This is a genomic window from Streptomyces sp. NPDC007189 (assembly GCF_040703635.1).
GTDB lineage: Bacteria > Actinomycetota > Actinomycetes > Streptomycetales > Streptomycetaceae > Streptomyces.
Map to the genome: position 1 here is coordinate 472,451 of NZ_JBEYEY010000005.1, position 25,546 is coordinate 497,996.

Genomic DNA, 25,546 nt, shown 5'->3' on the forward strand with positions numbered 1-25,546 from the left:
TTCAGCCCCGTCTTCAGAGGTTGATTTGAGGATGCCGTAGCCCGCCTACGACCGCTGCCGTACGCCCGCCGCTACAGCTCGTACTCCGACAGCCCCGGCCAGTCGTCGGGCCCGCCGCCCTGCCACTCGATCAGATCGCTCTCCTCCACCTCGATCCGGTCCAGATCGGCCAGCCGCAGGATCTCCACGACATCGTCCAGATGCGAGGCGATCCCCAGCGTCACGTCCCCCTCGGTCACCCGCCGCGACCCGTCGAGAGCGGGGGAGTGCACCACGATGTGCGGGTAGTGCGTATTGCCCATGTCTTCAGCGTGCGGCGCGGGACGCCGATGCGCACGCCGACGGTCAGACCCGGTCCAGGGGCCGGTGCGGGCCGGTGGGAAGCTCGCTCACGATCGTGTCGCCGGGGCGCACCACGCCGCCTTCCCTGACGATGCTCATGATGCCGGCCTTGCGCACGATGTTCCCGGCCTCGTCGCGGCCGACGACCCGCTTCAGCAGCCCGTGCTGGAAGGTGTCGATCTGCAGGCAGGGATTGCGCAGGCCGGTGACCTCCAGGACCGCGGAGCCGCCGATGCGCAGCAGTGTGCCGGCCGGCAGACCGAGCAGATCGATGCCGCGCGTGGTGATGTTCTCGCCGAGTTCGCCGGGCGCCACCTCGAAGCCTTCTTCGCCCACCTCGGCGAACAGCTCTTCCTGGATGAGGTGGACCTGGCGCAGATTCGGCTGGGTGGGATCCTGCGCGACGCGCGAGCGGTGCCTGACCGTCACACCGGCGTGCACGTCCCCCTCCACACCGAGCCCGGCGAGCAGTGTGATGCTGTCCCGGTTCGGCTTGCTGAACGAGTACTCCCCGTTGCTGCTGACCGCCGTCACTGTGCCGCTCATACCGCGGAGCCCCCCTCTGCCGACAACCGTGATCAGCCACGATCCTATCGACAACGCCGAACGCTCCCTCGCCGAAGGGATCGAGTCGGCGTAGGGAGCGTTCTGCGTGGTGACCGTCCGACGGCGCGAGGCTGGGCGCGACAGGTCGTTCGCGCCGCCGGACGGAGCGGGTGGCCCCCGTCGAAGGGGGCTGGGTGGGACCGCGGTGGCTGCGACGGAGCCGGGGTGCCCTTCCCTCTGGTCGAGAAGGGGACCCGGTCCTTCACCACCGCACTGGCTCGCAGGCCACCACGGTCCTCGCCCTGCCCGCGCCCTCCGCCGTACGGCCACCCCTCATCCGGGCCGGAAACGGCGGGCCGCGCGGGCCGCGTACGGAGACCGTGACCTCCCGTCAGGGTCCGTACGCCGCTTGCGGGTTGCCTGTCTCAGTCCTCGCGCAGGGCGCGGACCGCCTCCTCCACACGCTTGCCGTACTCGGGGTCGGCGGCGTGGAAGTGGGCCAGGTTCTTCTCGATCACGTCGTCGCGGGAGACCTGCGAGAGGCTGCCGGCGATGTTGGCGATCAGGCGGGACTTCTCCTCCGCGGACATCAGGCGGTACAGCTCGCCCGCCTGGAAGAAGTCGTCGTCCTTGGTGTGGAGGGGGGCCTCGTGGGTGCCCGTGTGGCCGGAGACCGCCAGCGGGGCCGACAGCGGGCGGCCGGTCTCCACCGGGCCGTCGTACGAGTTCGGCTCGTAGTTCTTGGCGCCGCGGCCCTGGGGGTTGAGCGCCATGAAGCCGTCGCGGCCGTAGTTGCGGGCGCCGCCTGGGACCGCCTTCGGGGAGTTGACCGGCAGCAGGGTGTGGTTGACGCCCAGGCGGTAGCGGTGCGCGTCCGCGTAGGCGAACAGGCGGCCCTGGAGCATCTTGTCGGGGGAGGGGCCGATGCCCGGCACGAAGTTGTTCGGCGAGAACGCGGCCTGCTCGACCTCGGCGAAGACGTTGTCCGGGTTGCGGTCCAGCACCAGGCGGCCCACCCGCTGCAGCGGGTAGTCGTTGTGCGGCCACACCTTGGTCAGGTCGAAGGGGTTGAAGCGGTAGTCGGCCGCCTCGGCCGCCGGCATCAGCTGGACGTACAGGGTCCAGGACGGGTGCACCCCGCGCTCGATGGCCTGCAGCAGGTCCGTCTGGTGGGAGTTGGGGTCCTTGCCCGCGATCTCCGCGGCCTGCTCGCTGCTCAGGCAGCGGATGCCCTGGTTCGTCTTGAAGTGGTACTTGACGAAGAAGGCCTCGCCCTGCGCGTTCGTCCACTGGTAGGTGTGCGAGCCGTAGCCGTTCATGTGGCGGTACGACGCCGGGATGCCGCGGTCGCCCATCAGCCAGGTGACCTGGTGCGTGGCCTCGGGGGAGTGGGCCCAGAAGTCCCAGACGTTGTCCGGCTCCTGACGGCCCGTGAACGGGTCCCGCTTCTGGGAGTGGATGAAGTCGGGGAACTTGATCGGGTCCTTGATGAAGAACACCGGGGTGTTGTTGCCGACGAGGTCGTAGTTGCCCTCCTCGGTGTAGAACTTCACCGCGAAACCGCGCGGGTCACGGACGGCGTCGGCGCCGCCGAGGGAGTCGGCGACCGTGGAGAACCGCAGGAACACCTCGGTGCGCTTGCCGACCTCGCTCAGGAAGTCGGCGTGGGTGAAGCCGGTGACGTCGTCGGTCACCTCGAAGTGGCCGTACGCGCCGGAGCCACGGGCGTGCACCACGCGCTCCGGGATCCGCTCGCGGTTGAAGCGCGCGAGCTTCTCCAGGAGGTGCTGGTCCTGGATCAGGAGCGGGCCGCCTACGCCGGCCGAGAGGGAGTTCTGGTTGTCGGCGACCGGGGCGCCGGACTCTGTCGTGAGCACGCGCTGCGACATCGTGGACCTTCCGTGCGGTGGCAGCGGAAACCTGTTTCCGCTTTGTGGAGCCTAGAAGTCTTCGTGGAGCCTAGAAGTGGGCAATCCGTACGTCAACAGTTTGTTGAAGTAGATCGCAGGGGTGATTCCGGGCGGCGCCGCCGCCTGGGCGCGACAGGACAGGTGTCAGCGGCGGCGCCGCCCGGAAGTCTGGGGGCCCGGGTCAGATCTGGGCGCCGGAGAGGCGCTCCACGGCCCGCAGCAGGGCCGAGTGGTCCAGGCCGCCGTCGCCCTGGGCGCGCAGCGAGGCGACCAGCTGGGCGACCACGGCGCCGACCGGCAGGGCGGCGCCGACGTTGCGGGCCGCGTCGGTGACGATGCCCATGTCCTTGTGGTGCAGGTCGATGCGGAAGCCCGGCTTGAAGTCGCGGCTGAGGAAGTTGTCCTTCTTCCGCGTCAGCACGGTGGAGCCGGCCAGACCGCCGTTGAGGACGTCGAGCGCGGCCTTCAGGTCCACGCCGGACTTCTCCAGGAAGACCACGGCCTCGGCGCACGCCTGGATGTTGACGGCGACGATCAGCTGGTTGGCGGCCTTCACGGTCTGGCCGGAGCCGTGCGGGCCGCACAGCACGATGGTCTTGCCCAGCGCCTCGAAGATCGGCTTGGCCTGCTCGAAGTCGGCCTGCCCACCGCCGACCATGATCGACAGTACGGCCTCGACGGCGCCGGCCTCGCCGCCGGAGACGGGCGCGTCCAGCACCCGGAGGCCCTTGTCCTCGGCGGCCTTCGCCAGGTCGACCGAGGTCTGCGGGGTGATCGAGGACATGTCGATCAGCAGCGCGCCGGACTTCGCGTTCTCCAGGATGCCGTCCGGGCCGTAGGCGATGGCCTCGACCTGCGGGGACGCGGGCACCATGGTGATGACCACGTCGGCGTCGCGCACGGCCTCGGCGATGGAGGAGGCGGCGGTGCCGCCGGCGGCGGCCAGGCGGTCCAGCTTCTCCCGCTCCAGGGTGAAGCCGGTGACGTCGTAGCCCGCCTTGATCAGGTTCTCGCTCATGGGGGAGCCCATGATGCCGAGGCCGATCCAGGCGATCTTGGGAAGGGCGTTGCTCATGATGGGGGTGCCTCTCTGACTGCTCTGCAAAGTCGGGGGGTTCAGCGCGCCGGGCGCGCTTCGCGCGGGAGCCACTCGAAGGCCTCGGCGCTCGGGCGGTCGCCCGGCTTGTACTCCAGGCCGACCCAGCCGTCGTAACCGGCCTTCCTCAGCTGGTCGAGCAGCTCCTCCAGCGGGAGCGAGCCGGTGCCGGGGGCGCCGCGGCCGGGGTTGTCGGCGATCTGCACGTGGCCGGTCTTCACCGCGTACCGGTCGATGACGGCCGGCAGGTCCTCGCCGTTCATGGACAGGTGGTACAGGTCCATGAGGAACCTGGCGTTGCCGAGGCCCGTCGCCGCGTTGACCTTGTCCACGATCTCGACGGCCTTCGGCGCGCTGACGATCGGGCACAGCGGCGACTCGGGCGCGTTGAGCGCCTCGATCAGCACGACGGCGCCGATCCGGTCGGCCGCCCGGGCCGCGAGGGCGAGGTTCTCCAGGGCGAGCGCGTCCTGCTCGGCGGGGTCGACGCCCTCGACGCGGTTGCCGTACAGGGCGTTGAGCGCCGTGCAGCCCAGCGACTGGGCGAAGCCGGCGGCCACGTCGATGTTGGCGCGGAACCGCTCCGACTCCTCGCCGGGCACCGACAGGGCGCCGCGGTCGGGGCCGGGGAGCTGCCCGGCGTAGAAGTTCAGGCCCGTGAGCTGCACGCCCGCCTCCTCGATCGCCTTCTTCAGGGCGTCGAGCTCGGACTGCTCGGGGGTGGGGGAGTCGACCCAGGGCCACCACAGCTCGACCGCCGTGAAGCCCGCCGCGGCGGCGGCCGCGGGACGCTCCAGGAGCGGGAGTTCCGTGAAGAGGATCGACAGGTTGACGTTGAAGCGCTGGTCTGCGAATCCCATCGGGGGCCGCGCTCCCTTCCGTGGTCGAGTTTCCGTATTACGGAAGTTCGTTTCTGCGTAATGGAAGATTGCCGTCGTGTGTCGGGGCTTGTCAAGGGGGGTCCGTCAGCCGGTCACCGCCGGGCGGTCCGAAAACCGGTGCCGCGCGTTAGGTTGTGCGCGTGCGATTGAGAGTGGAGTTCACGACCGAACCCTTCGACCTGGACGAGGCGCCCGCGCACGCCCTGGTGGCGCGGGAGGTCGTCGAGGGCGCCGGACTGGACGCCGTCGACGTCGGCCCGTTCGGCAACACGGCCGAGGGCGGGGCCGACCGCGTCCTCACCGCCGTGGACGCGCTGCTGCGCAAGAGCCTCCAGGCCGGCGCCACCCGGATCTCGCTCCAGGTCAACGTGATCGACGACGGGATCGCGGAGGGCGACGGATGAGCGGGGACGAGCCGTTCATCACGGCCGTGAAGCCGCTGGTCGACGCCATGGGCGGGGAGATGATCCCGCCCGACGAGGCCGGCCCCGAGGACGTCGTGCTGGCCTGGGAGGGCGTCGACGTCGTCGCCGTACGCCTGCCCCAGCTCGCCGACTCCCTCGACCACATCCTGGCCGCGATGGAGCGCCGGCGCGGCAGGCCGCTGGCCGACCTGGACCGCAAGGCCAAGCAGGAGATCGTGCGTACGCTGGAGGCGCGGGGGGCGTTCGCCGTACGGCACGGTGTGGAGACCGTGGCCAGTGCGCTCGGCGTCAGCCGGTTCACGGTCTACAACTACCTGAACCGCGAGAAGGGCGCGTAGCGCTCCGCTGGGGGGCTACAGCCCCGCGCCCCTGTCGGGGCGCGTTGTTACCCGGAATTTTCAACAAAGTGTTGACGTGGCGTTTCCGGGGGCGTTAGCTATCGGCAGCCCGCTGAAGCACGAAGGCCGAATCCGGCCACGGAGGCTCCCGTGACGTCGATTTCCACGCCCCAGGGCCTGGCCCGGTTCAACGACCTGGAGGAGCGCGAGGCCCTCGCCGTCCTGCACGAGGCGTGCGCCTCGGCCGAGTGGGCCCGGCGACTGCTCGCCGCCCGACCGTACGCCACCTGCGAGGATCTGTACGCCGCCAGCGACGCCGCGATGGCCGGGCTGACCGCGGCCGACCTTCAGGAGGCGATGGCCGGGCATCCGCCGATCGGGCGCCCGAAGCCCGGGGACCCGACCTCCGCGCGGGAGCAGTCCGGCATGGCCGGCGCCGCCGCGGAACTCAAGGCCGAGATGCTCGAACTCAACCTGGCCTACCAGGAGAAGTTCGGCCATGTGTTCCTGATCTGCGCCACCGGCCGCACCGGTGAGCAGATGCGCGACGCGGTCAAGGAGCGGATCGGCAACGCGCCGGAGCAGGAGCGGGAGATCGTCCGCACCGAGCTGGGCAAGATCAACCGCATCCGACTGGCCCGACTCGTCGAAGAGGACGCCTGACACCATGAGCACCAGCACCACCGCCTCCGTGTCCACACACATTCTGGACACCTCGATCGGCCGCCCCGCCGAGGCAGTCGCCGTCCACCTCTCCGCCCGGTCCGGGCGCGACGCGGACTGGCAGGCGCTCGGCGGCTCCGCGACCGACGCCGACGGCCGGTGCAAGGACCTGCCGGCCCTGCCGGAAGGGACCACACACGTACGGCTCGACTTCGCGGTGGAGCCGTATTTCGAGAAGAAGCAAGCCGATGCGCAGCAGGACGCCCCCGCGACTCGGGACAGCGGACGGGCCGTGTTCTTCCCGGAGGTGGCGATCACGTTCGCCGTCGTACCGGGCGAGCACTACCACGTACCGCTGCTGCTCAACCCGTTCGGCTACTCCGTTTACCGAGGGAGCTAGCGAATGCCGACCATCCTGGGACAGAACCAGTACGGCAAGGCCGAGAACCGAGTCGTAAAGATCACGCGGGACGGCGACACCCACCACATCAAGGACCTCAACGTCTCGGTCGCGCTGAGCGGCGACCTGGACGAGGTCCACTACTCCGGCTCCAACGCCAACTGCCTGCCGACCGACACCACCAAGAACACGGTGTACGCGTTCGCCAAGGAGTACGGCATCGAGTCCGCCGAGCAGTTCGGCATCCACCTCGCCCGCCACTTCGTCACCTCCCAGGAACCGATCCACCGCGCCCGGATCCGGATCGAGGAGTACGCCTGGGAGCGGATCGAGACCTCCGACGCCAACTCCAAGTTCATCGGCGCCGACGAGGTCAAGCACTCCTTCGTCCGCAAGGGCCAGGAGACCCGCCTCACCCAGGTCACCTACGACGGCGAGAAGTGGGAGGTCATCTCCGGTCTGAAGGACCTGACGGTGATGAACTCGACCAACTCCGAGTTCTGGGGCTACATCAAGGACAAGTACACCACCCTCAAGGAGGCGTACGACCGGATCCTGGCGACCTCGGTCTCCAGCCGCTGGCGGTTCAACTGGACCGACGACGAGCAGAAGACGCCCAACTGGGAGAAGTCCTACGAGCAGGTCAAGAAGCACATGCTCCAGGCCTTCGCCGAGACCTACTCCCTCTCCCTGCAGCAGACGCTGTACCAGATGGGCGCGCGCATCATCAACAACCGCAGCGAGATCGACGAGGTCCGCTTCTCGCTGCCGAACAAGCACCACTTCCTGGTCGACCTGGAGCCGTTCGGCCTCAAGAACGACAACGAGGTCTACTTCGCCGCCGACCGGCCCTACGGCCTGATCGAGGCGACCATCCTCCGGGACGGCTGCGAGCCGCAGATCCCGGTCGACATGACCAACCTCTGACGCGGGACGCGTGTCCCCGGCCCCGCCGGCCGGGGACACGCCACACCGGAGGGAACACCATGGCACAGCCTGCGCAGGGGCCGGCCCACGCCCCTTGCCCCACCCCGCCGGTGCACACCGAGGACTCCGTCACGTCCGTGCACCCGGTCGACGAAAAGCTCCGTCCGGCGCGGCTCGTCCCCGCCGCGCTCCAGCACATCGCCGCCATGTACGCAGGCGTCGTCACTCCTCCGCTCATCATCGGCCAGGCCTGCGGACTCGACATCGCGGCCCGCACCCGGCTGATCGCCGCGAGCCTGCTCATCGCGGGCGTCGCGACCGTCCTGCAGACCATCGGCGTCAAGGGCCTCGTCGGCAACCGGCTGCCCTTCGTCAACGCCGCCTCCTCCGCCGGCATCGCCCCGATCCTCGCGATCGCCGAGACCAACAGCAAAGGACACCAACTCCCCGCGATCTACGGCGCGGTGATGTGCGCCGGCGTCTTCTGCCTCGCCGTCGGGCCGTTCTTCGGACGCCTGCTGCGCTTCTTCCCGCCGCTGGTCACCGGTGTCGTCATCACCCTGATCGGCGTCACGCTGATGCCGGTCCCGGTGAGCTGGGCCCAGGGCGGCGACAAGACCGCCGCCGACTTCGGCGCCATGCCGCACCTCGCGCTCGCCGGGTTCACCCTCGCCGTGATCCTGCTGATCCAGCGCTTCGGCCGCGGCTTCGTCAAGCAGGTCGCCCTGCTGTTCGGGCTGCTCATCGGCACCCTGGCCGCCGTCCCGTTCGGCATGGCCGACTTCGGGGCGCTGAAGTCGGCGCCCGTCGCCGCGCTGCCCGCGCCCTTCGCCTTCGGCCCGCCCGCCTTCCAGCCCGCGGCGATCCTGTCCCTGTGCATCGTGATGCTGGTCCTGATGACCGAGTCCAGCGCCGGCATGCTCGCCCTCGGCGAGATCTGCGGCCGCCGCACCGACGCGCGCACCATCACCCGGGGCCTGCGCACCGACGGCATCGCCACCCTGCTCGGCCCCGTCTTCGGCGGCTTCCCCACCTCCGCCTTCGCGCAGAACGTCGGCGTCGTCTCCCTCACCCGGGTGCGCAGCCGCTACGTCGTCGCCGTCGCCGGAGGGGCCCTGCTCGTCCTCGGCGCCTTCCCGGTGCTCGGCGCGGTGGTCTCCCTGGTCCCCATGCCGGTCCTCGGCGGCGCGGGCATCGTCCTGTTCGGCTCCATCGCCGTCAGCGGCATCCGCACGCTGTCCGAGGCGGGCCTGGACGACAGCTCCAACATCATCCTGGTGGCCGTGGCCCTCGGCGCCGGCATCATCCCGCTGGCCGCACCCACCTTCTACGCCGGCTTCCCGGCCTGGGCGCAGACCGTGCTCGGCTCCGGCATCAGCGCGGGCGCGCTCGTCGCCGTCCTGCTCAACCTGTTCTTCCACCATCTCGGCGCCCGGCGCGGCAGCCCGGTTCCGGCCCTCGAATCCTCCTAGGGTCCTGCCACCCCGCACCGCGGACCGACGCCCACGAACGCCACCGAGATCCGCGGACCACGCCCCGCCCACGGACCGCCCCGAAAGACGAGGAAGCACATGGCACCACCGGCAGCCCAGCGCATCGTCATCGAGAACTGCGCGATCGCCACCGTGGACGCGACCGACACCGAGTACGCCTCCGGCCACCTCGTCCTCGCCGGAAACCGCATCGAGTCGGTCGGCGCGGGCCGGGCCCCCGAAGGCCTGCGGAACGTGGTGCGGCGGATCGACGCGAGCGGCCATCTGGCCACCCCCGGCCTGGTCAACACCCACCACCACTTCTACCAGTGGATCACCCGGGGCCTGGCCACCGACCACAACCTGTTCGACTGGCTCGTCGCGCTGTACCCCACCTGGGCGCGCATCGACGAGCGGATGACCCGCACGGCCGCGCAGGGCTCCCTCGCGATGATGGCCCGCGGCGGTGTCACCACCGCCATGGACCACCACTACATCCATCCCCGAGGAGCCGGCGACCTGTCCGGCGCGATCATCCGGGCCGCGGCCGAGACGGGCGTCCGCTTCACGCTGGCCCGCGGCTCCATGGACCGCGGCGAGACGGACGGCGGCCTGCCGCCGGACTTCGCCGTCGAGACGCTGGACGGTGCGCTCACCGCCACCGAGGAGACCGTCAGGCAGCACCACGACGCCTCCTTCGACTCCATGACCCAGGTGGCCGTGGCGCCCTGTTCGCCGTTCTCGGTGTCGACCGAACTGATGCGTGAGGCCGCCGAGTTGGCCCGCCGTATCGGCGTACGGCTGCACACCCACGGCTCGGAGACCGTTCAGGAGGAGAAGTTCTGCCACGAGCTGTTCGGCATGGGCCCGACCGACTACTTCGAGTCCACGGGCTGGCTCGGTGAGGACGTGTGGATGGCGCACTGCGTCCACATGAACGACTCCGACATCGCCGCGTTCGCCCGCACCGGGACCGGCGTCGCCCACTGCCCGTCCTCCAACGCCCGGCTGGCGGCGGGCATCGCCCGCGTCCCCGACATGCTCAAGGCGGGCGTCCCCGTCGGCCTCGGCGTCGACGGCACCGCCTCCAACGAGTCCGGCGAACTCCACACCGAGCTGCGCAACGCCCTGCTGATCAACCGACTCGGCGCCCACCGCGAGGCCGCGCTGACCGCCCGCCAGGCGCTCAGGCTCGGCACCTTCGGCGGCGCCCGAGTGCTCGGCCGGGCCGGCCAGATCGGCTCGCTGGAGCCGGGCAAGCTGGCCGACGTCGTGCTGTGGAGGATGGACACCCTCGCCCACGCCTCCATCGCCGACCCGGTCGCCGCGCTGGTCCTCGGCGCGGCGGCCCCCGTCACCGCGTCCTTCGTGGACGGCCGGCAGATCGTGGAGAACGGCCGGCTGCTCACCGTCGACGAGGACGCCGTCGCCCGCGCCACCCGCGAGGAGGCCCGACGCCTCGCCAGGATCACGGCCGAGACCTGATCCCCGCACACCTCGGTGGACGGCACCGCTTCACGGCCGCCCACCGGATGAGACTCCGGCCAGGAGGGACGGCTCCCGGCCGGGGCCCGTGGACCCGAGCGGGGTCCACGGCAGCCGTCCGGGGCGCGTGTACGACCACGCGCCCCGGACGGTCAACCGCTCGACCGCTCAGGCACCACCGCACCATCCCCGTCCCCGGTCCCGCACGACCACATCACCTCCATGAAACCCACGTCGACGACGACGTGTTCAACCGCCCGGAGGAGCAGCCGTGGCCGCCCATCCTGTTGACGAGAAACTCCCCGCCCTCAAAATGGCGACCAGCGGCCTGCAGCACGTGGCCGCCATGTACGCGGGAGTGGTCGCCCCGCCCCTGATCGTCGGCGCGGCCGTAGGCCTGTCCGGCAAAGAACTCACCTTCCTCACCGGAGCCTGTCTGTTCACCGCCGGGCTCGCGACCTTCCTGCAGACCCTCGGATTCTGGAAGATCGGCGCCCGGCTGCCCTTCGTCAACGGCGTGACCTTCGCCGGCGTCGCCCCCATGACGGCGATCGTCGCCTCCGCGAAGGACAAGTCCGACGCCCTGCCGATGATCTTCGGCGCGGTCATCGTCGCCGGTCTCCTCGGCTTCCTCGCCGCTCCCTTCTTCAGCAAGGCGATCCGCTTCTTCCCGCCCGTCGTCACCGGTTCGGTCATCACCCTGATCGGCGTCTCCCTGCTGCCCGTCGCCTTCGGCTGGGCCCAGGGACCGAACCCCGCCGCGCACGACTACGGCTCGACGACCTACCTCACGCTGGCCGGCATCACCCTGGTGATCGTGCTGCTGCTGCGCCGGTTCACCCGCGGCTTCGTCAAGCAGATCGCGGTCCTGCTCGGCCTGATCCTCGGCACGCTCGTCGCGATACCCTTCGGCGTCACCGACTTCGGGCCCGTCGCGCACTCCGCCGTCGTCGGCTTCCCGGCCCCGTTCCACTTCGGCGCCCCGACGTTCCACATCGCCGCGATCCTGTCCATGTGCGTGGTGATGGTCGTCTCCATGACGGAGTCCACCGCCGACATGCTGGCGCTCGGCGAGATCGTCGAACGCCCCGCGGACGAGAGGATCATCGCGGCCGGCCTGCGCGCCGACACCCTCGGCTCCGCCCTGAGCCCGCTGTTCAACGGCTTCATGTGCAGCGCGTTCGCCCAGAACATCGGCCTGGTCGCCATGACCCGGATCCGCAGCCGCTTCGTGGTCGCCGTGGGCGGCGGCTTCCTGGTCCTGATGGGCCTGTGCCCGATGGCCGCCTCGCTCATCGCGGTCGTCCCCCGCCCGGTCCTCGGCGGCGCCGGCGTCGTCCTGTTCGGCTCGGTCGCGGCCAGCGGCATCCAGACCCTGGTCAGGGCCGGACTGGAGAAGGACAACAACGTCCTGATCGTGGCCGTGTCCCTCGCGGTCGGCATCGTCCCGATCACCGCGCCGGACTTCTACCACGCCTTCCCCGAAACGGCGAAGATCGTCCTGGACTCGGGCATCTCCACCGGCTGTGTCACCGCCGTCCTGCTCAACCTGGTCTTCAACCACATCGGCAGGGGCCAGGAGGCCGAGGACGTCACCCACCCGATGGAGGCGGGGCAGGAACTGACGGCCGCCCACTGAACGCCCGCGCGGGGCACGGAGACCACCGTGCCCCGCGCGAGCGCGTACGGCAGCTCGGGCGCACGCGTCGTCCCGTGCGATGGGGGTGCCCCCAGCCGGAGTGCCCGAAGGGGCTCGGAGATGCGGCGGCTGGGCCTGACGCGTCATGCGGAGTACGAACTCACCCCGGTCGCCCACGAGTTGAACGACACGCTGCAACGGCTGACCGAGTGGGCCGAGCGGAACCGGGTGTACATCGCCGAGGCGCGCGCGGCCTACGACGCCGAGCACCGGCCCGAGCCGCTCGACGCGCAGGCCCCCGGCGCCTACAGGCCGAACAGGGCGAGGTCCGTCGTCAGCTCCTTGAACACCTCCCGGGGATCGGCGACCAGCTTGCGCTCCTTCAGGTCCATCAGGCCGCCCACCGCGCTGACCTCGGCCGCCAGGGTGCCGTCGGCCTTGCGTATCTCCTGCACGATCCGGAACGTCTTGCCGCCGCCCCACTCGAACGCACAGGTCACGTCGACCTCGTCACCGGCGAGCAGTTCGCGCCGGAAGCGGATCGTGGTCTCCAGCGCCACCGGACCCACGCCCCGGCCCACCAGCCGGGACTGGCTGATCCCGGCCGCCTGGAGCAGCGACCAGCGGGCGTGCTCCGCGTAGTTGAGGTACACGGACTGGTTGAGGTGCCCCTGCGTGTCGGTCTCGTAGCCCCGGACGGTCACACGGACGGAAAACGGTTCGGCCACTGCTTGCCCTTCTCGCGTTCGATTCTCCGGTCGACTGATCTTGGCACGCCGCTCAGATCCGGCGCGGCGAGGCCAGCAGATAGCGCACCCGCGTGCGCGGCTCGGTGTACTCGCCGGCCTGCCAGCCCGCGCGCTGAAGCGTGGCCGCGCAGGCCGCCAGGCGCTCCGCGTCCGGCGCGTACACGGCGACCGCCTCCGGCTGCGGGGTGGCCCGCACCCGGTAGCCGTCCGCGTCCCCGCCCGCCGGACGGTGCCCGGCCGCCTCCAGGGCCAGCGCGGCGGCCCGCACCAGATGCGTGCGCTCCCAGCCGCAGGGCCGGTCCGCCGCGCCGTCCGGGTTGGTCATCCGGCGCAGCTCCAGCAGCCCCTGCCAGGCGCTGTGCACCTCGCGCAGCCGCGCCGCGCCGTCCGCGGGCGGCTCCTCCTCGCCCCCGACCCGCGCCGCGAACACCCCCGTGTCCGGCGGGGGCTGCTCACCCGCGGCCCGCGCCGCGAACACCGCCGTGTCCGGCGCGGTCTTTCCGGCCGTCGGCTCCGAGGCCGCCGCCTCGCGTATCCGGTGGCCCGCAGGCGTCAGGAAGTGGTCGTGCGGCGGTCTCGGATGCCGGAAGGCCAGGCCCCGCGTCACCAGCGCCGCGAGCTGCGCCTGAGTGCCGCGCAGCCGCCCGGTCACCGGATCGGCGGCCTCGATCACCCGCCGCTGCGCGGCGGTCGGCGGTCGGCTCACCATGAACCCCCTTCCCCTCCCGTGTCCTGCCGGGACCAGCCCGTCGGACGGCCCATTCGCAGAGTACGGCGGGGGTCTGACAACGACGGCCGTCGCCCGCTGCCGGCCTCACTCCTCCCGCGGCCGGATGTTCCAGCCCGCCACCACCGGCCGCCCGTGCTCGGTGCCGAGCCGGCCCAGCGCCCCCGTGCCCAGCAGGAACAGGGCGCCGTGCCGGGCCGGCAGGCCGAGGCGGCGGGCGGTGAGGACGCGCAGGAAGTGGCCGTGGGCGACGAGGACGACGGCGCCGTCGGTGCTCTCCAGGGCGGCGTCGGCCTTGGCCAGCATCCGGTCGGCGCGCTCGCCGACCTGCTCCGGGGTCTCGCCCGGACGGTCCGGCGGCCCCGGCGCGACCCCGTCCGTGAACAGGAACCAGCCGGGCCGGCTCCGCTGGATCTCCACGGTGGTCACGCCCTCGTACCCGCCGTAGTCCCATTCCTGCAGGTCGGCGTCGACCCGGGCGTCCGGGAGCCCGATGAGCTCGGCGGTCTCCCGGGCCCGCTGCAGGGGGCTGACGAACGCGGCGCCGATGCGGTGGGAGCGGATCAGCGGGGCGAGCCGGCGTGCCTGCTCCCGCCCGTGCTCGGTGAGGGGTACGTCGGTCCGCCCGGTGTGCCGTCCGGACCGCGACCACTCGGTCTCGCCGTGCCGGACGAGAAAGAGGTCACCCACGTCCGCGTCCTTCCCGCTCGTGTCGTCAGTACCGTGTCACAGGGAACCGGCGGCCCGCAGGACGGACTCGGCCAGTCGGCCGTTCTCCGGTGCGGCGCCCACCCCGGAAGGGAAGCAGAACCGGCGCCGGGTGTAGGCGTACGCGATGCCGTTCGCCGGGTCGGCGAAGCCGAGGGAGCCGGTCGCGCCGCTGTGCCCGAAGGTGCCGGCGTCGAGGAACGGGTAGAGCGCGGGGGTGTGCTCGAAGCCGCGCGCGAAGTGATCCTCGCCGCCGGTGACCAGGTCCGGGCCGCCCGGGGTGCGCAGCTCGGCGAACCGGGCCGCGGTCTCGGGGGTGAGCAGCGGCGGCCTGCCGTCGACGGTGCTGATGGCGGCCGCGAACATCCCGGCGACCCCGCGCGCGTTCCCGACGCCGCCCGAGGACGTGGGCCCGAGCGCCTTCACCCGGGGGTGGTTGCCGAACGCCACGAGGTCGATCGGCTCCGGCCCGTGCGCGCTGAACGCGATGCCCCGCAGGCTGTCCGGAGCCGCCGCCCGCTCCTTCAGCAGCGCGGCCTCCTCCGGGGTCGGCACCAGCGGCTGCACGTCCACCCAGCGGGGCTCCGCCTCCTTCGGCAGACCCAGGTAGTAGTCGAGGCCGTACGGCGCCCGGATCCGCTCCTCGTACAGCTCCTGGATCGACCGGCCGGTCACCCGGCGCACCACCTCGCCGGTGAGGGCGCCGATGACGAAGGCGTGGTAGCCCCAGGCGGCGCCCGGCTCCCACAGCGGCTCGCGTCCCGCCAGCCGGGCCGCGGTCACCCGGTCGTCGGCCAGCTCCTCGACGGTGAAGGCCTGTTCGGCGTCGCCGACGAGTCCCGCCCGGTGCTCCAGCAGCTCGCCCAGCGTCAGCCGGTCCTTGCCGTGCGCGCCGAACTCCGGCCAGTAGGAGGCGACTGCGCGGTCCAGGTCGAGCACCCCGTCCTGCACCAGCAGCGCGACGACGAGGTGTGCGGCGCCCTTGGCGATGGAGTACAGGGTCGTCAGCGAGTCCCCGTCGATGCCGTCGCCGCCCCACAGATCCACCACGCGCCGCCCGTGCCGGTACACCACCAGCTGGGCGCCCGGGTCGTCCCGTTCCTCGGCGAGTACAGCCGCGAACTCCTCGCGGACGCCCTCGAATCCGTCCGCCACCGTCCCGTGCACAGTGATCGTCATGTGTCGTTCCCCCTGTCCGTCCGTCGGCGACGGGGAGCGTCAACACGGGCCCGGGGCCGGGCATTCCCGCGACCCCCAGTGCCCCTCGAACACCCGCCGGGACGGGATGCGCGGACCCGTACACCAAGGCCGTGCGGTGCCAGGTCGTCCTCGGCTACGTCACTGCCGGTATCCGCCGAGGAACCGCCCGATGCGGCCGATCGCCGCCTCCAGGTCCTCCGCGTGCGGGAGGGTGAGGATGCGGAAGTGGTCGGGGGAGGGCCAGTTGAAGCCGGTGCCCTGGACCACCTGGATCTTCTCGCGGAGCAGCAGGTCCAGCACGAACTTCTCGTCGTCGTGGATCCTGTGCACCTTGGGGTCCAGGCGCGGGAACGCGTACAGCGCGCCCTTGGGCTTCACGCAGGACACGCCGGGGATCTCGTTCAGCTTCTCCCAGGCCACGTTCCGCTGTTCGCACAACCGGCCGCCGGGCACGGTGAGTTCGCGGACGGACTGGCGGCCGCCGAGCGCGGCCTGGATGGCGTACTGGGCGGGCGCGTTGGCGCACAGGCGCATGGAGGCCAGCATGGTCAGGCCCTCCAGATAGTCCTTCGCGTGCTGCCTGGGGCCGGTCACCACCAGCCAGCCGGAGCGGAAGCCCGCCACCCGGTACGTCTTGGACAGGCCGCAGAAGGTGAGCACGACCAGGTCGGGGGCGAGGGCGGCGGCCGAGTGGTGCACGGCGTCGTCGTAGAGGATCTGGTCGTAGATCTCGTCGGCGAACACCATCAGGCCGTGCCGGCGGGCCAGATCGAGGATGCCCTCGACGACCTCCTTCGGGTAGACCGCGCCCGTCGGGTTGTTCGGGTTGATGATGACCACGGCCTTCGTCCGGTCCGTGATCTTCGACGCCATGTCGGCCAGGTCGGGGTTCCAGTCGGCCTGTTCGTCGCACAGGTAGTGGACGGCCTTGCCGCCGGCGAGGGTGGTGGCGGCCGTCCACAGCGGGAAGTCCGGGGCGGGGACGAGGATTTCGTCGCCGTCCTCGACCAGGGCGGTGACGGCCATGGAGACCAGCTCGGAGACGCCGTTGCCGAGGTAGACGTCGTCCACGCCGACGTCCAGGCCCAGGGTCTGGTAGCGCTGGGCGACCGCACGGCGGGCCGAGAGGATGCCGCGTGAGTCGGTGTAGCCGTGCGCCCGCGGCAGCATCCGGATCATGTCCTGGAGGATCTCCTCCGGCGCCTCGAACCCGAAGGCCGCGGGGTTGCCGGTGTTCAGGCGCAGCACGCTGTGGCCCGCCTCCTCCAGCGCGTTGGCGTGCTCGATCACCGGGCCGCGGATCTCGTAACAGACCTCGCTGAGCTTGTTCGACTGCCGGAACTCCATGCGCCCCTCCGGAAACTGGTGTTGCTTGGTTTTACCAAGTAGGCGCTTGGAAAGTCCAACGTGTTGTCTAGACTGCGTCGCATGTCACCTCGCCGAAGCTACGACCAGTACTGCTCCGCCGCCCGCGCCCTCGACCTCGTCGGCGACCGCTGGACCCTGCTGATCGTCCGGGAGTTGCTGGCCGGCCCCCGCCGCTACACGGACCTGCACGCGGACCTGCCCGGCGTGAGCACGGACGTACTCGCCTCCCGGTTGAAGGACATGGAGCGCGACGGCCTCGCCACCCGCCGCCGGCTGCCCCCGCCCGGCGCGGCCTATGTGTACGAACTCACCGGCAGGGGGCGCGCGTTGCTGCCGGTGCTCCAGGCCCTCGGCCGGTGGGGCGAGGCCGAGCTGGGGCAGCGGCGCCCGACGGACGCGGTCCGCGCGCACTGGTTCGCCCTGCCGCTGCTGCGCGGCCTTGAGGGCGAGGGGCTGGTCGAAGTCCGGCTGGAGGAGGGGGACTTCCATCTGCGCGTCGGCGCCGAGGAGGGCCCGGTGTACGGCGACGGGCCCGCGCCGGCCGAGCCCGACGCCCGGCTGGTGATGGACGCGGCGACGTGCGAGGCGGTCGCCCGGGGCGAGGTGAGCCTGACCGACGCGGTACGGGAAGGACGGGTGACGGTGACGGGGGACGGCACCCTGGCCAAGGCCCTGCGTGAGAGCTGAGGGGGAACGAGCGAAGGCCCGCCGGGAGGCGGGCCTTCGCGTGCGTCACGCGTCCGGCGGTATCCGGGACGGCCGCCCGGATCCCCGTGTCAGCGCGTACCCGCCGATACCGGCCAGAGCCGCGAGGACGCCGCCGATCGCGGTCCACACCCACCGGTCGGTCCACCAGCCGGAGGACCAGCCGTCGTCGGAGCCGAAGCTCGACAGCACGGCGGTCCTGGAACCGTCCCCGCGCGCCTCGGACTTGACGGCGATCCCGGGAACCAGCGGCTTGCCCAGCGAGCCGTCCACCGCCGCCGGGCCCCCGATGTCCTTCGAGTCGGCGCGGACGTCGGCGCTCACCGGCTTGCCGAGGTCGGCGGAGCCGAGGTCCACCACGGTCAGCCGGATGTAGTACGTACCCGGCAGCGGGTCGTTGGCCCACGGCTCCGACCAGCCGCGCACGGTCCGCAGCACGCAGGCCAGCTCGACCGAGGTCGCCCCCGGCTCGGCCGTACGGCTCGCCGCCCCGTACTGGCAGGCCTGCCGGCGCCGCAGCCCGTCGTACACGTCGATCTGCCAGGTCTCGGCGCCGTGCGCGGCGGGCAGCTTCACCGTCGCCCTGACGGTGGGGCGCTGCCCGGTGTCCGCCGGGAACGACCAGTAGAGGTAGTCGCCGGTGGAGCCGGACGCGGTGGCCTGCTGCCCCTGCCGGATCTCCGTCGCCGTACGGAAGGAGGTGCCCGCCTGCGTGGGCGCACCACCGTCGCCGGAGGCGCTCGGCGAAGGGCTCGCCGAGTCGGCCGCGGCCGGTCCGGCCGCGAGCCCCAGTGCCAGCAGCGCGGCGCCCAGCACCCGTGTGATCCGCATCAGTTCGTCCTCCAGACCGCGACCCGCCAGCGCGACAGCCAGCCCCACAGCAGACCCGCGAGGAAGCCGGTCAGCACCAGCGCCCCCAGCAGCCACCAGCCCCGGCCGAGGCCGAAGGAGGCCACGTCGTGATGGCCGGACGGCCCGTCCACGACATCGACCGTCAGCTCCAGCGGCAGACCCGGCGTGGTCTTCACGCCCGGCGCGGCCGAGAAGGAGTGGGTGACCTCCAGGCACACCGTCTCCGCGGTCGCCGTGTCGTCGTCGCTCGCGGGCTTCGGGTAGCGAAGTCCCGTCGAGACGGCGTCCGTACGGCCCGTGCCCGCGGCCTCGCCGCGCACGATCTCCCGCCCGTGCACGGTCACCGCCCGCAGCAGCATCCCGTAGTCGGGGTTCACGGCGCGGTCGTCGGCCACGCTCACCGAGGCGCGCAGCTCCTTGCCGGGGTCGACGTCGACCTTGTACCAGCGCTGCTGCCCGAACTCCTCACGGTCCGTGTAGAGCCCGGACTTCAGCGTCGGTGCCGTCGCGCACTGCGCGGCGCCCTGCGTGGCCACCGGCGTCACCACCGGATCGGCCGCCCGGTCCACCAACTGCCCGACCCGGCCGGACAGTTGCTCCTTGTGCCGTACGTCGGTGTAGGTGCCGCCGGTGGCGTCCGCGATGCAGCTGAGCTGGTCGCGGGTCTTGGCGTCCGGCACCAGGCCGAGGGTGTCGATGGTCAGGCCGATGCCCTTGGCCGCTATCTCGCGGGCCACCTCGCACGGGTCGAGCGGCTGGCAGGTGTCCTCGCCGTCGCTGATCAGGACGATGCGGCGGGTGCCGTCACCGCCGCTGAGATCGTCCGCCGCCTTCAGCAGCGCGGGCCCGATCGGCGTCCAGCCGGTGGGCTGCAGCGTGGCCACCGCCGTCTTCGCCTCGGTGCGGTTCAGCGGGCCCACCGGGTACAGCTGCGCGGTGTCCTTGCAGCCCTCCTTGCGGTCGTTGCCGCGGTAATCGGCCCCCAGGGTGCGGATGCCGAGCTGGACCTCCTGCGGAGTGGCGTCCAGCACCTCGCCGAACGCCTGCTTGGCGGCGGCCATCCGCGAGTCGCCGTCGATGTCCCGCGTCCTCATCGAACCGCTGACGTCCAGTACGAGTTCGACCTTCGGGGCGGCCGCCCGTGTCTCGTCGGCGACGGCCCCGCCGGGGAACGCGATCCCGGCCGCCAGGGCGGCGAGCAGAGCACAGACGCCCGCCGCCAGCCGTTGTCTTGTGATCATCGCCGGATCTTATTGATCAGACCGGCATGGCTCCAAAACGAGCGGGTTCGGCAGCGACGTCCACTGGTCGCCGGGGGTGCGCGGGGACAGCCGCATCAGCGTCAGCGCCTTCGCGGGCAGCGGCCCTTGCAGCAGCGCGCGCAGGTCGGGGGTGTCGGGCAGGTCCGGTACGGCGGCCGCCAGGGCCGCTCCCAGCGCCGGGCCCGAACCCGCCGTGCCGGCCAGGGCGCCCGCCACCAGGGAGCCGAACAGCTTGCGGCGCAGGGCCGTTTCGGCGTCGGTGACCAGACGGCCGGTGAGCGCGGGCGGCGCGATGCCGTGCCGGGCCAGCCGCGCCGGGCTGATCCGGATGTCGGCCAGGTCGCGGTAGACCAGCCGCAGCGGGGCGCCGTCGGCGGACAGGATCACCAGCAGGTTCTGGCCGTGCGCCTCCAGGGCCACCCCGAGGTCGAGCAGGCGCAGGCCCACCGTCAGCGCCAGCCGGGCGAACGCCGCCAGCCAGCCGGGGGACTCGGGCAGGGCGGTGGTGGCCAGCGCGGCCACCGGCAGGACGCGTTCCCCCGGCGCCGCGTACACCTCGGGCGACTCCCGCAGCAGCGCGGCCAGATCGGGGGAGTGGGCCGAGACCGCGCCGAGGGTGCGGGTGACGTGCAGCAGGCCGTCGGTGCGGGCGGCCAGCTCCTCGCCGAGCACGGACAGGGGCGCCGCGGCCTCGACGGAGTACGGGGAGATGTCCCGCACGGACGACGTCAGCCGGGCGCTCAGCGCCGTCTTCACATGCGGGCCGTCCGGCAGCGCGAGGGTGCGCAGGGACAGCAGCGGACGGGCCGGGCGCCAGGGGTCGTACGACCGCTTCAGCACATGGCCGGCCTGCCAGGGGTGCACCGGCAGCAGCAGCCGCCCGCCGTCCCGCAGCTCCGCCGGCCAGTCCCCGGCCACCAGGCACCCGTCCGCCGGCACCGGCACCGTCCCCAGCTCCACCACCGGCCGGTGCTCGGGGCCGTACGCCAGCTGGTCCGCCACCGAGAAACCGGGCCGGGACCGGCAGTTCGGGTGGTACGGATGCCCGTCGGTCACCCGCTGCTCCCACTCCCAGTCGTGCTCCGGCCACTCCTTCGGGTGATCGGCGCCCGCCCGGGACAGCGCCAACGAGGCCACGCTGTCGGCCAGTTCGGCGGCGAAGGCGGCGCCGTCCGGCACGCCGAGGGCGGTCATCAGCGCGGCCGGATCCACCGCGCGCGCCCGGTCCAGGCGGACTTCCGTGACGTACGCGCCCGTGGCGTACGGGTCCGCGTGCGGGCCGTACAGCGTGCGGCCGTCGGCGAGCCGCAGCGCCAGGCTGTGCGCACCCCGGACCCGGCCGGTGATCCACGGCAGCGGCTCATGGGTGAGCGCCCGCCACAGCCGGGTCAGCACCGCGGCACGCGCGCCGGGCAGCTCCGTGGTGAACCGCGGCAGCAGCGCGGGCCGGACGGCGGCCAGTTCCTCGGCCACCCGGGCCTCGGCGGTGGGGGGACGGTGCACGGTCGGCTCCTCGGGTACGCGGGCGCGCAGGACGATTGTCGGCGACGACAGACATACTGATCGTGACCACTCCGGACGAAACGAATGGATCGCGTGGACTCCTCACCCCCCATCGGAGCACCCCGAACCGGAGCCGCCGGCGGCAGCGCCGACGCCTACGCGGTCGCGCCCCTGCTCAACTGCCTGCTGCGCGAGGTGGCCGTACCGCTCGACGGCCCCGGTGACCGCCGGATCCACCGCCTGCCCAGCGGGCGGCTGCTGCGGGTGCGGGCCGGCCGGCGCCCCGCCGACCCCGAGGTGCGCGCGGCCGGGGCCTGGCGCCGCGTCGGCCACACCGAACTGGTCAAACTGGTCGCCGAGGAACTGCGCCGGCACACCGGGCTGCCCGGCGGCGACCTGCCCGCCGAGATGATCGACAGCCGGGACGCGGTCGCCGCCCTGCTCGCCGCCCGCGCCCGGGCGACCCCGCCCGCGGACCCCTACGTGCGCTCCGAGCAGTCCCTGATCACCGGCCACCCCTACCACCCGGCGCCCAAGGCGCGCGGCGGCGGCCCGGTCGCCTCCTGGCTGCCGTACGCCCCCGAGGCGCACGCCCGTTTCCCGCTCACGCTCCTCGGCGTCCGCGAGGACCAGGTGGCCGAGGAGGGCGACACCGGGGCCCTGGACGCGCTGGGCGCGGCCCCGCCCGGCTACCGGCTGCTGCCGGCCCACCCCTGGCAGCTGGAGCTGGTCGGCCGCGACCTCGCCCCGGCCTTCGCCGACGGCCGCCTGCTCCGCCTCGGCGCCACCGCCTTCGACACCTGGCCGACGGCGGCGGTCCGCACGGTGTACGAGCCCGGGCGCGACCTGTTCCTGAAGTTCAGCCTGGACGTCCGCATCACCAACGACATCCGCCGCCTGTGGCGCCACGACCTGCGCAGACTACGCCGCACGGACGCGGCGGCACGGCACGCCTTCGCGGCGCTGGGCCCGCCCGCGGCCTGGCTCGGCGACCGTGGCTACCGCACGGCCGCCTTCGCCTTCGAGGAGCTGGCCGTCCTCGTCAGGGACGGCCTGCGCGGCCATCTGCTGCCCGGCGCCACGCCCCTGCTCGCCGCCGCCCTCGCCGAGGGCTTCGACGGCAGCCCGCTGGCCGCCGCAGGGGACCCGGCGGCCTGGTGGGAGGCCTATCTGCGCCAGGTCGTGCCGCCCGCCCTCGCCGCGTTCGACGATCACGGGGTCGTTCTCGAGGCCCATCTGCAGAACACCCTCGTCGCCGTGGACGGCTCCGGCACGCCCGTGCAGGCGCTGTTCCGGGACGCCGAGGGCGCCAAGCTGCTGCCCGACGTGACCCGGGCGGCGGGCTGGGAGCGGCTGGTGTACTGCCTGGTGGTCAACCACCTCGCCGAGATCGCCGCCGCCCTCGCCGACCACCATCAGGGATTCGACCCCTGGCCCGCGGCGCGCCGGGAGCTCGCCCGGCACGCCCTGCCCGAGGTCCCCGCCCTGCTCGCCTCGCCCACACTGCCCGGCAAGACCAACCTGCTGCTGCGCTGGACGGGAGCGGACGGCGCGGACGCCCGCTATCTGCCCCTGCCCAACCCACTGGCGGGCGGCTGACCCGCCGTCAGCGGGACGTGCCGAAGTCCTGCGTCCAGTAGCTGCCCGGCTGGGCGAGGCCGACGCCGATCTCCTTGTACGAGCAGTTGAGGATGTTCGCCCGGTGACCGGGGCTGTTCATCCAGCCCGTCATGACCTGTTCCGGGGTGTCGTAGCCGTAGGCGACGTTCTCGCCGTAGGCGCTCCAGGTGTAGCCGGCCCGGGTGATGCGGTCGCCGGGGGCGGACCCGTCGGAGCCGGTGTGCGACATGTTCCGGTGCGCCGCCATGTCCGCGCTGTGCGCCTGCGCGGCCTGGGTCAGCTTCGCGTTCACGGTCAGCGGGTGGCAGCCGACCTTGGCGCGCTCGGCGTTCACCAGCTGGACGACGCGCGCGGTGGCCGAGGACGCGGTGGCCGTGGCCGAGGGCGTGGGCTTGGGCTTGGGGGTGCTGGGGGCGGACGTGGTCGTCCGCGGCGCGGGGGCCGTGGTCTTCGTGCCGGTGCTGGGGTGGGCGGTGGGCCGCTGCGTGGGCGACGCGGTGGGCCGCTGCGTGGGGGACGCGGTGGTCTGCGCGGGGGCGGCGTTGCGGTGGTGATGGTGCCGGTGGCCGTGGTGGTGCGGCCGGGGCGTGGTCGTCGCGGCCGCCTCGGGCCGGTCTGTGCCGCCCTGCGGCCAGTCGGTGCAGGCCAGGGCGACGGACGGCACGCCCACGGCTCCGATGGCGACGGCGGCGACGACTATGCGCCGGTAGGGCTGCGTCTTGCGGTGCTGGGCCATTCGTCAACCTCGTTCGGTGATCGCGGGGCGCTCATTTTCAGGAGGGCTTCACAAGGAGCGCAAAGGGCGTCTCTACGAAGGGCGCTAGTAGGAGAAGACGCCTCTTGTCAGGCGGCCACGGAGGTGCCGGGTTCGCGTCCGCGATGTTTGCGCATGGCTGGCGAGCCGTCAGGAGAGGGCCGACGGCGGCGGATACGAGAACGAGCCGGGCGAAGGAGGTTTCCTGGTCCCAGGGACGGCCGGCGCCGACGGCAAGCCGGACAAGTCCCCTATATCGGCGGAGCCGCGCCTACTAAGCCGGACGCCTAGGCGCCGGGCGCGCTGTGAGGGATGTCACCCTGCCCGCGCCGTGCGCCGGTGACGCCTTTCCCCTTCTGTCCGTCGTGGAGAATATGGGCGCCAGTAAGGTAGTTGTCCGTAATGCGGCCGGATGGGGCGGCCGGATGGGGCGGCTGTGGCAGGCGGCCGACGGCGTGCTCACCGTCACCGTCCCCAAGGCGCAGAAGGCCAAGCCCCGGCGCATCGAGATCACCGGCTGACGGCCGTGCCGGTACCCGGCGACCGAGCCCGCCCGTCGCATCACGCTCGTCGCGTGACGCCGGGTACTCCCCCGTGACGAGAAGGGAAGAGCCGGCCCCGCGCCGACGGGCGCCGGCGCGCGCCGCGAGGCGGGTGTCCGCGGTCCTGGGCCGGGACGGCCGGACACCCGACCGAGCGCGCGGTGCGCTCCACGTTCGTCACGGCCTGCCGCTTGGCGACCTCGCCGACCAGCACCTCGCTATTCTTCGCGACGCCACCACCGACGGGTGGTCCGGGCGCCTTGCGCGTGGGTGATGCCGTGCGCGGTCAACGCGGCGGTTCCCACCGGAGGGGACCGGCGCGCAGCGGCGGCTCGGGGCGGACGGCCCCGAGCACCACGAGGTACGGCCGCGCGGCTCGGAGCGGCCGCGTGGAGCCGGGACCGCGTCCGGGCGCCGGCTCGTCCCGCCCGGCCGTTCGCCCGTGCGTCCGGTCGTAGGCAGTGCGCAGGACCGGATCGCGGAGCGTCTCGTACGCCGCCCGCACCTCACCGAACCGTTCGGCGGTGACCGCGTCGACGCGGGTGTCCGGGCGCAGCTCCCGCACCCTGGCGCGGAAGGCGGAGGTGATCACCTCGGACGTCGCCGAGGGCTCCACCCCCAGCACCGCGTACAGGTCGGCTCCCTGATCCCGCCCCTGCATCCCGGCCACCTCCTCACCCGCCGCGAACTGCGGTTTCGCCCTTTGTTGCTTACAGCCATGAAGTAAAACTTGAGCCGCTTCTTGTCAATGTTCAGGGCGGGGAGGTATAGGGGTTGCGAGAGGGTTCGAGGGCTGTGCGTACGCCTCGCAGACCACACTCGCCGACCGGACAGGAGGTGCCGTGCCGTGATCACCGAACTTGCCGTCGAACGTGTCGAGTTCACCTGTGGCTCGTGCTGGCACCGCTGGAGCGTCGACTACGACGTGCAGCGCTACCGGGACGCCCTGGACGCCGAGTGGGAGGTCTTCTACCGCGACAACGCGGCGGTTCCCTCCCCGTACACCCCGCAGGGCGCGCCGACCTGCGAACACTGCGGCCGGCGCTGGGTCGGGCGCCTCGTGGCCCGCCGCCCCGTGCCCCTGCCCGGCGACGCCGCCGCGCCGCGCTGCCGCGTCCCGGCCGAGGGCGCCGACCGCCCGGAGCGGCACGCCGCACCGATGCTGCGTGCCGCCGGCCATCCCCAGCCGCAGGCCCGAGCCGAACAGCCGTCCACGCATCGGTCCTGAGCGACCTGCCCTTCCGCCCCCCGTGCGGCTCGCACCGCACGGGGGGCGGGGTGCGCCTGCCCCCCGCCTGCCCGGACCCCGCCCCGGCGTGGCCCGGCGCGCGCCGGGCGTCGTAGTTGTAGAGGCCGGCGATGTGCTTGATGGTGACGCTGCCCGGGGGGATGTCGGCCGTGCGGGCGAAGGGCGCCGCGACGGCGATCAGCG

Annotated in this window: 27 protein-coding genes and 1 pseudogene; 13 read left to right on the top strand and 15 right to left on the bottom strand. The window is 72.5% G+C overall.

Translation table 11 applies throughout. From position 1 onward, the window contains the following. Window positions 1-71: 71 nt before the first annotated feature. From AB0950_RS14010 to AB0950_RS14030, 5 genes are all read right to left on the bottom strand, one after another. Window positions 72-302 (bottom strand): hypothetical protein, encoded by a 231-nt coding sequence (locus AB0950_RS14010; RefSeq protein WP_360147414.1) that lies wholly within the window; start codon window positions 300-302, stop codon window positions 72-74. A gap of 43 nt (window positions 303-345) precedes the next feature. Then, on the bottom strand, window positions 346-888 hold the full coding sequence (locus tag AB0950_RS14015) for an MOSC domain-containing protein (RefSeq protein ID WP_360147411.1): 543 nt from the start codon (window positions 886-888) through the stop codon (window positions 346-348). 425 nt (window positions 889-1,313) lie between these two features. Beyond that, entirely contained in the window at window positions 1,314-2,777 is a 1,464-nt protein-coding gene (locus tag AB0950_RS14020; RefSeq protein ID WP_366778583.1) for a catalase, read from the bottom strand. A gap of 202 nt (window positions 2,778-2,979) precedes the next feature. Next, entirely contained in the window at window positions 2,980-3,873 is an 894-nt protein-coding gene (locus AB0950_RS14025; RefSeq protein ID WP_360147405.1) for a 2-hydroxy-3-oxopropionate reductase, read from the bottom strand. Window positions 3,874-3,914: 41 nt separating this feature from the next. Next, window positions 3,915-4,754, bottom strand: a complete 840-nt coding sequence (locus tag AB0950_RS14030; protein ID WP_360147402.1) for a TIM barrel protein — start codon at window positions 4,752-4,754, stop codon at window positions 3,915-3,917. 161 nt (window positions 4,755-4,915) lie between these two features. Between AB0950_RS14030 and AB0950_RS14035 the strand changes: the two genes are divergently transcribed. The 9 genes and pseudogenes from AB0950_RS14035 to AB0950_RS14075 form a co-directional block, all read left to right on the top strand. Then, window positions 4,916-5,179, top strand: coding sequence for a hypothetical protein (locus AB0950_RS14035; protein WP_360147399.1), 264 nt, complete (start codon window positions 4,916-4,918; stop codon window positions 5,177-5,179). Next, entirely contained in the window at window positions 5,176-5,538 is a 363-nt protein-coding gene (locus tag AB0950_RS14040) for a helix-turn-helix domain-containing protein (RefSeq protein WP_360147396.1), read from the top strand. Before AB0950_RS14035 ends, AB0950_RS14040 begins: the two co-directional genes overlap by 4 nt. 150 nt (window positions 5,539-5,688) lie before the next feature. Then, on the top strand, window positions 5,689-6,201 hold the full coding sequence (gene uraD, locus AB0950_RS14045) for a 2-oxo-4-hydroxy-4-carboxy-5-ureidoimidazoline decarboxylase (RefSeq protein ID WP_366778584.1): 513 nt from the start codon (window positions 5,689-5,691) through the stop codon (window positions 6,199-6,201). A gap of 4 nt (window positions 6,202-6,205) precedes the next feature. Then, window positions 6,206-6,601 carry a hydroxyisourate hydrolase gene (uraH, locus tag AB0950_RS14050; protein WP_360147390.1) on the top strand — a complete coding sequence of 132 codons (396 nt, stop codon included), beginning with the start codon at window positions 6,206-6,208 and terminating at the stop codon, window positions 6,599-6,601. Between the two features lie 3 nt (window positions 6,602-6,604). After that, on the top strand, window positions 6,605-7,528 hold the full coding sequence (pucL, locus tag AB0950_RS14055; RefSeq protein WP_360147387.1) for a factor-independent urate hydroxylase: 924 nt from the start codon (window positions 6,605-6,607) through the stop codon (window positions 7,526-7,528). Window positions 7,529-7,587: 59 nt separating this feature from the next. Next, the gene (locus AB0950_RS14060; RefSeq protein ID WP_366778585.1) at window positions 7,588-9,000 is read left to right on the top strand and encodes a nucleobase:cation symporter-2 family protein; all 1,413 of its coding nucleotides are present in this window, start codon (window positions 7,588-7,590) and stop codon (window positions 8,998-9,000) included. A gap of 99 nt (window positions 9,001-9,099) precedes the next feature. Next, complete coding sequence (locus AB0950_RS14065) at window positions 9,100-10,485, top strand: 8-oxoguanine deaminase (protein WP_366778586.1); 1,386 nt, start codon at window positions 9,100-9,102, stop codon at window positions 10,483-10,485. A 271-nt stretch (window positions 10,486-10,756) separates the two neighbouring features. Then, on the top strand, window positions 10,757-12,124 hold the full coding sequence (locus AB0950_RS14070; RefSeq protein ID WP_360147378.1) for a nucleobase:cation symporter-2 family protein: 1,368 nt from the start codon (window positions 10,757-10,759) through the stop codon (window positions 12,122-12,124). A gap of 150 nt (window positions 12,125-12,274) precedes the next feature. Continuing rightward, window positions 12,275-12,406: pseudogene (locus tag AB0950_RS14075) on the top strand (transcriptional regulator); the annotation flags it as partial. Window positions 12,407-12,429: 23 nt separating this feature from the next. On the opposite strand, the gene AB0950_RS14080 reads toward AB0950_RS14075, so the two are convergent. The 5 genes from AB0950_RS14080 to AB0950_RS14100 all read right to left on the bottom strand — a co-directional run bounded on the left by AB0950_RS14080 (window position 12,430) and on the right by AB0950_RS14100 (window position 16,855). Beyond that, window positions 12,430-12,852 (bottom strand): acyl-CoA thioesterase, encoded by a 423-nt coding sequence (locus AB0950_RS14080; protein ID WP_360570593.1) that lies wholly within the window; start codon window positions 12,850-12,852, stop codon window positions 12,430-12,432. Between the two features lie 52 nt (window positions 12,853-12,904). Further along, entirely contained in the window at window positions 12,905-13,579 is a 675-nt protein-coding gene (locus tag AB0950_RS14085) for a hypothetical protein (RefSeq protein ID WP_366778600.1), read from the bottom strand. Between the two features lie 108 nt (window positions 13,580-13,687). Beyond that, window positions 13,688-14,290 carry a histidine phosphatase family protein gene (locus tag AB0950_RS14090; RefSeq protein ID WP_360147369.1) on the bottom strand — a complete coding sequence of 201 codons (603 nt, stop codon included), beginning with the start codon at window positions 14,288-14,290 and terminating at the stop codon, window positions 13,688-13,690. 36 nt (window positions 14,291-14,326) lie between these two features. Next, window positions 14,327-15,487, bottom strand: a complete 1,161-nt coding sequence (locus AB0950_RS14095; protein ID WP_366778587.1) for a serine hydrolase domain-containing protein — start codon at window positions 15,485-15,487, stop codon at window positions 14,327-14,329. Between the two features lie 159 nt (window positions 15,488-15,646). Then, the gene (locus AB0950_RS14100) at window positions 15,647-16,855 is read right to left on the bottom strand and encodes a pyridoxal phosphate-dependent aminotransferase (RefSeq protein WP_360147363.1); all 1,209 of its coding nucleotides are present in this window, start codon (window positions 16,853-16,855) and stop codon (window positions 15,647-15,649) included. Between the two features lie 81 nt (window positions 16,856-16,936). Between AB0950_RS14100 and AB0950_RS14105 the strand changes: the two genes are divergently transcribed. Continuing rightward, window positions 16,937-17,563 (top strand): winged helix-turn-helix transcriptional regulator, encoded by a 627-nt coding sequence (locus tag AB0950_RS14105; protein ID WP_360570601.1) that lies wholly within the window; start codon window positions 16,937-16,939, stop codon window positions 17,561-17,563. A gap of 45 nt (window positions 17,564-17,608) precedes the next feature. On the opposite strand, the gene AB0950_RS14110 is transcribed toward AB0950_RS14105, so the two are convergent. The 3 genes from AB0950_RS14110 to AB0950_RS14120 are packed head-to-tail and all read right to left on the bottom strand — an operon-like array spanning window position 17,609 to window position 21,198. Further along, window positions 17,609-18,412 (bottom strand): hypothetical protein, encoded by an 804-nt coding sequence (locus AB0950_RS14110; protein ID WP_360570603.1) that lies wholly within the window; start codon window positions 18,410-18,412, stop codon window positions 17,609-17,611. After that, complete coding sequence (locus tag AB0950_RS14115; protein ID WP_360147354.1) at window positions 18,412-19,674, bottom strand: VWA domain-containing protein; 1,263 nt, start codon at window positions 19,672-19,674, stop codon at window positions 18,412-18,414. The genes AB0950_RS14110 and AB0950_RS14115 overlap by 1 nt, the downstream gene beginning before the upstream one ends. Before the next feature lie 9 nt (window positions 19,675-19,683). Beyond that, complete coding sequence (locus AB0950_RS14120) at window positions 19,684-21,198, bottom strand: IucA/IucC family protein (RefSeq protein WP_366778588.1); 1,515 nt, start codon at window positions 21,196-21,198, stop codon at window positions 19,684-19,686. An 84-nt stretch (window positions 21,199-21,282) separates the two neighbouring features. Between AB0950_RS14120 and AB0950_RS14125 the strand changes: the two genes are divergently transcribed. After that, entirely contained in the window at window positions 21,283-22,797 is a 1,515-nt protein-coding gene (locus AB0950_RS14125; protein WP_360570607.1) for an IucA/IucC family protein, read from the top strand. Window positions 22,798-22,804: 7 nt separating this feature from the next. Here the strand turns inward: AB0950_RS14125 and AB0950_RS14130 are convergent, their stop codons facing one another. Further along, a complete protein-coding gene (locus AB0950_RS14130; protein WP_366778589.1) occupies window positions 22,805-23,554 on the bottom strand; it encodes a CAP domain-containing protein in 750 nt (249 codons plus the stop codon). Between the two features lie 392 nt (window positions 23,555-23,946). On the opposite strand from AB0950_RS14130, the gene AB0950_RS14135 reads away from it, so the two are divergent. After that, on the top strand, window positions 23,947-24,093 hold the full coding sequence (locus tag AB0950_RS14135) for a hypothetical protein (protein ID WP_366778590.1): 147 nt from the start codon (window positions 23,947-23,949) through the stop codon (window positions 24,091-24,093). A gap of 307 nt (window positions 24,094-24,400) precedes the next feature. On the opposite strand, the gene AB0950_RS14140 is transcribed toward AB0950_RS14135, so the two are convergent. Continuing rightward, window positions 24,401-24,775: a J domain-containing protein gene (locus AB0950_RS14140; protein ID WP_366778591.1), complete on the bottom strand. Its 375-nt coding sequence runs from the start codon at window positions 24,773-24,775 to the stop codon at window positions 24,401-24,403. A 186-nt stretch (window positions 24,776-24,961) separates the two neighbouring features. On the opposite strand from AB0950_RS14140, the gene AB0950_RS14145 reads away from it, so the two are divergent. After that, window positions 24,962-25,342, top strand: coding sequence for a hypothetical protein (locus AB0950_RS14145; protein ID WP_366778592.1), 381 nt, complete (start codon window positions 24,962-24,964; stop codon window positions 25,340-25,342). Window positions 25,343-25,546 lie beyond the last annotated feature (204 nt).

Coding starts and splice junctions, on each gene's coding strand:
- AB0950_RS14030 (WP_360147402.1), bottom strand. CDS start 4,754: ATGGGATTCGCAGACCAGCGCTTCAACGTCAACCTGTCGATCCTCTTC.
- AB0950_RS14020 (WP_366778583.1), bottom strand. CDS start 2,777: ATGTCGCAGCGCGTGCTCACGACAGAGTCCGGCGCCCCGGTCGCCGAC.
- AB0950_RS14115 (WP_360147354.1), bottom strand. CDS start 19,674: ATGATCACAAGACAACGGCTGGCGGCGGGCGTCTGTGCTCTGCTCGCC.
- pucL (WP_360147387.1), top strand. CDS start 6,605: ATGCCGACCATCCTGGGACAGAACCAGTACGGCAAGGCCGAGAACCGA.
- AB0950_RS14010 (WP_360147414.1), bottom strand. CDS start 302: ATGGGCAATACGCACTACCCGCACATCGTGGTGCACTCCCCCGCTCTC.
- AB0950_RS14015 (WP_360147411.1), bottom strand. CDS start 888: ATGAGCGGCACAGTGACGGCGGTCAGCAGCAACGGGGAGTACTCGTTC.
- AB0950_RS14140 (WP_366778591.1), bottom strand. CDS start 24,775: ATGCAGGGGCGGGATCAGGGAGCCGACCTGTACGCGGTGCTGGGGGTG.
- AB0950_RS14060 (WP_366778585.1), top strand. CDS start 7,588: ATGGCACAGCCTGCGCAGGGGCCGGCCCACGCCCCTTGCCCCACCCCG.
- AB0950_RS14095 (WP_366778587.1), bottom strand. CDS start 15,487: ATGACGATCACTGTGCACGGGACGGTGGCGGACGGATTCGAGGGCGTC.
- AB0950_RS14065 (WP_366778586.1), top strand. CDS start 9,100: ATGGCACCACCGGCAGCCCAGCGCATCGTCATCGAGAACTGCGCGATC.
- AB0950_RS14025 (WP_360147405.1), bottom strand. CDS start 3,873: ATGAGCAACGCCCTTCCCAAGATCGCCTGGATCGGCCTCGGCATCATG.
- AB0950_RS14125 (WP_360570607.1), top strand. CDS start 21,283: ATGGATCGCGTGGACTCCTCACCCCCCATCGGAGCACCCCGAACCGGA.
- AB0950_RS14135 (WP_366778590.1), top strand. CDS start 23,947: ATGGGCGCCAGTAAGGTAGTTGTCCGTAATGCGGCCGGATGGGGCGGC.
- AB0950_RS14105 (WP_360570601.1), top strand. CDS start 16,937: ATGTCACCTCGCCGAAGCTACGACCAGTACTGCTCCGCCGCCCGCGCC.
- uraH (WP_360147390.1), top strand. CDS start 6,206: ATGAGCACCAGCACCACCGCCTCCGTGTCCACACACATTCTGGACACC.
- AB0950_RS14100 (WP_360147363.1), bottom strand. CDS start 16,855: ATGGAGTTCCGGCAGTCGAACAAGCTCAGCGAGGTCTGTTACGAGATC.
- AB0950_RS14040 (WP_360147396.1), top strand. CDS start 5,176: ATGAGCGGGGACGAGCCGTTCATCACGGCCGTGAAGCCGCTGGTCGAC.
- AB0950_RS14130 (WP_366778589.1), bottom strand. CDS start 23,554: ATGGCCCAGCACCGCAAGACGCAGCCCTACCGGCGCATAGTCGTCGCC.
- AB0950_RS14110 (WP_360570603.1), bottom strand. CDS start 18,412: ATGCGGATCACACGGGTGCTGGGCGCCGCGCTGCTGGCACTGGGGCTC.